This window comes from Xanthomonas populi (genome assembly GCF_002940065.1).
GTDB lineage: Bacteria > Pseudomonadota > Gammaproteobacteria > Xanthomonadales > Xanthomonadaceae > Xanthomonas > Xanthomonas populi.
Map to the genome: position 1 here is coordinate 1 of NZ_MDEJ01000222.1, position 3,604 is coordinate 3,604.

Consider the following 3,604-nt stretch of genomic DNA (forward strand, 5'->3'; position numbering starts at 1 on the left):
CGAATTCATCTGCAAGCAGTGGACATCCGAACCCGAGCGGTTCAAGGTGGACCCGATCCATCTAATGCCGGGACTGAACATGGATCACGTCCCACCCGTTGGTGGTGCGATCCAGAGTTGAAGCCGCCGGAAATATTGGCCGACTTGCACTTTGTTGTCTTCGCGATCCTGATGCTTGGAAATGCAGCCACGCTCTTCCAAAATTCATAACACGCTTTAGCAATTGGTTTTCCGAGGAATAGTTTTCGAGCGTCGGTGCTCTGGTCAGTGATGCTCTCGTCACTGCTGCCCTAGTCACCAGCGCACTGAGCACCGATGTCCTGACTCTCGCTGCCGGCTCAAGACGCGTTGGCAGCAACAGTTAACTCGCTCACATGCGGCCAAGTGCCGCACAGCAGCGCCGCTGCATGGCTGAACGCGACATGCGATTGGCAAGCAACACCTTAGGCCACCAGCCGCGCAATGTGACGGTCGCGATTGCACCGCCAGGTCGGCCCAGACAGTTGATGTTGACCAAACAACGCATAGCGCAGCGTCGCTGGTGCATACGCAAATGTATTCGGGTAGGCGAAGACACGCCCAACAGCAGACACATTTCATCTGCCGAACAAGGACTGACATATTCCGTTGTGGAATGATAATTTCGCATTTGAAGCACCCCGGATCTCCGACTTGAGGTTATTTATTTACCCACTGAATAAGATGATTTATTGCACAAAAGTAGCCGTGAATACATGGGCACGCTTGCGCGCTTCGATTGCACGCTGAGACGTTCGCATTGTATTTGCACGAACAGTTGATTATGAAATGCCGTGACGAAGACACCTTCAACCAGCGCTTCCCACCCAACGCGTTTGAACATCGTAGACGTTGTGATCGAGATGCCGCCGCAGCAGCGCAATGAGACGCAGACATGCTCGGCGGGCGCTGCACTGTCGGGACTAGCGCGCAAACCTGCCGGACGACGCAACAACTCGGAAAGCGGCAACGGTTCTGGCGGCGCGGTCGACAGAAACCAGCACACCGGCAAGCACCCACTGTTGCATGACTCCGACGCGTCGATCCTGCAAGGCGAAGGTAGCGACAGCGAGTTCTTCCACAGCACCAGAAGCTTCCTAGAACCGTTGGACCCACCTCCTACCGTTGACGAACAACCTGCACTACCCGCCCCGCCCATGCACGCAGGTGAGATGATCACCGCACCTGCGGCAGCAACCAGCGTAACCACAACCGCCGAGCGTCTGGGTGCGCTGGCCGCATCGGTCGGAACCGGAGCGGCGCGTGGCGTGCGCACCGCGCTTGGACCGACCGCCACAGCGGTGGCGGCCGCTGCGCGCGGCCTGCGCCTGATCAGTTTCGACAAGCAATACCTTGGCGCAGCGTTGGGGCATCTGGTGCACCAGACCACCTCCGTGGGTCCGCCCACATTCGCGCGCGAGTTGCTGGGCGAGGGATTGTTTGCTGCCTTCCGTCAGCTCCCGACCGAAGCGGTCGTCGCCATGCAGGCAGTGTCGGGCACGCTGCAGATGGCGCTGCATACGCTGCGAAGCAACCGCGAGAACCGCAATCCCGACGCGGCTGCGCGGGGCTTCCACAATATCAGTCACGAACAGTGGGATGCATTGTCCGAAGACGAACGCAATCACAAGAAAGCCGAGCAGAAGCATTACTCGGATCTGGTCACCCGGCTCGCGCTGGGCGGCATCATCAGCAACATCGCAGTGGGCGCGACCGGCAAGTCAGCGGGCCAACCGGAGATAGCCGCCAGGCTGCTGGCCACCGATCTGAAAATCGCCGCCTATGCCGCAGCGCGCGACACCATCCAGGCGACATTTCGCATGGTGGGAATGCGTGGCCCCACCAACGGCGGCATCAGCGATCCGCATATCACCAGCGCCGGAAGGTTCTACGGCATGGCCAATGTCCTGACCAATCTGGCCGCCAATGAAGTGGCATCGCAAGATTTTGCTGCTGCACGGCAACGCTGGGCCGGCCTGAACGCGCCTTTCCACAAGGGCGAGGCGACCAATGTGATCGTGCGTCAATCCGCAGTGTCGGCTGCATTGAATGTCGGGATGGAAACGCTGGATTGGCTCAACGTAACCCAGCACGAAGCCGATGAAGCCGGGACGCAGCAATTCCTGGAACCTGCATTCAAGGGCAAGCGCAAGGATTACGAGCGGGTCATGGACCAGTCGATCACGCGCACCGCTGCAATCAACTCCAATATCGCACTCGGCACCGCCATCAATATGATTGGTGCGTGGCTTGGGTTGTCGCCCACACGCAGCGCGTTGCTCGCCAATACGGTGTCCGGGGTTGCCGCCGGCTTGCAGTATAAGATCATCGGCGCCACTTGGCAGGCAGAGGCGGCAGTTCGCGAGGCCGAAGCGCTTCGCTCGCAGACTGAGTAAGAGCGGCAAAAAACGTAGCGAGCAGTCGTCAGGTGGGTGCGGGCGGAGTGCATGAGCCGAGTGTGCGAGTGGTACATGCCACTCGCACACGCAATGCGAGCAAGCCAGCAGCCCGTTGCGCAGGCGCTGCTATTACTCCAAGCGCGCTGTCGGCATCCACTCACGACTGCTGGCGAGGTTATCCGCCACGTCAAGCGCCGCATGCTCGGCGACCGATGCACACGCGCCGGTCGCCGCGGTTATTCCGCCATCGTGCTGCCGGCTTTAGCGCGCCTACAACAGCCATGCTGAAACCTTGTGCATGCCATGTGCTGCACCAGACGCGCTACCGCGGTCGCAGCAGCGTTACTCAGCAACCACGCCGCGCCTGGTCAGAATCGCGTGAATGGCATGCGCATATTTGTCGCGCTCCGCAGGCGTTTCCGAATGATAGGCGCCCACTGCGGCCCAGGTATTTCCGTATTTATTAGTCATCTCGCGCAGCCGCCAGGCGGCTACATACACGCTGACGCACGGCTGCATCAACGCGTCCCTGGAGATGCCGTAGCTGGAAAGGCGCCGCAGATGGATCGAATTGATCTGCATATTTCCATAATCGATCGTACCGTTGTTGTTGCGATGGATCGCGTTGGCACGGCCACGTGATTCCTGCCACGCAATAGCGCGTAGCACCCACGGATTGACATGCTGATAACCGGCGGCTTCTTCAAAACAGTCTGCGCGTGCGAGCGGCGTGGCGCACAGCAACGCCGCCGCAATCAACACGCGTCGCCGAGGGGCAGCAGCCTGCATGGGCAGGAGCGCGCACAATCGCTCGCCCATTCGCATGTTTCTGGAGAGCGTGGCCCAACACTGTGGACGCCAAACATTCGTTCCGTGCACAGGCGGACACGTGATCGGCGTATCGGTATCTGTCATGTCTGTCACCTGATCGTCGTTGATTCCAGCAACGCAGTGGAGTGGAGTGGAGTGGACACGCACCCCCCGGTTGATCCAATGCCTGGCTCTATCTCAACACCATAGCGGTGCCGTGCGCACGCATGCATACGCTGAACGAAGCGTCTATGACATAAACGAAATCACAGCACGCATCGTTGCAACGTAGCTGTTTCTAGGGCCTGTTAACACTAATGGCCTGAGCGAGTAAACTATCGGGTATGGAGATCACACCAGAGCAATTTTCCCTAATC

2 protein-coding genes and 1 other RNA gene are annotated in these 3,604 nt (G+C 59.3%); 1 reads left to right on the forward strand and 2 read right to left on the reverse strand.

What is annotated here, in order from left to right; translation table 11 throughout:
• The first annotated feature begins 1,175 nt into the window (after window positions 1-1,175).
• Window positions 1,176-2,414 (forward strand): hypothetical protein, encoded by a 1,239-nt coding sequence (locus XpopCFBP1817_RS20000; RefSeq protein ID WP_244171272.1) that lies wholly within the window; start codon window positions 1,176-1,178, stop codon window positions 2,412-2,414.
• A 4-nt stretch (window positions 2,415-2,418) separates the two neighbouring features.
• Here the strand turns inward: XpopCFBP1817_RS20000 and XpopCFBP1817_RS20005 are convergent.
• Both XpopCFBP1817_RS20005 and XpopCFBP1817_RS20010 read right to left on the reverse strand, forming a co-directional pair.
• Window positions 2,419-2,491: non-coding RNA, sX9 sRNA (locus XpopCFBP1817_RS20005), on the reverse strand.
• A 268-nt stretch (window positions 2,492-2,759) separates the two neighbouring features.
• Window positions 2,760-3,242, reverse strand: coding sequence for a lytic transglycosylase domain-containing protein (locus XpopCFBP1817_RS20010; protein WP_244171273.1), 483 nt, complete (start codon window positions 3,240-3,242; stop codon window positions 2,760-2,762).
• Between the last annotated feature and the right edge of the window lie 362 nt (window positions 3,243-3,604).

Coding starts and splice junctions, on each gene's coding strand:
- XpopCFBP1817_RS20010 (WP_244171273.1), bottom strand. CDS start 3,242: ATGCGAATGGGCGAGCGATTGTGCGCGCTCCTGCCCATGCAGGCTGCT.
- XpopCFBP1817_RS20000 (WP_244171272.1), top strand. CDS start 1,176: ATGCACGCAGGTGAGATGATCACCGCACCTGCGGCAGCAACCAGCGTA.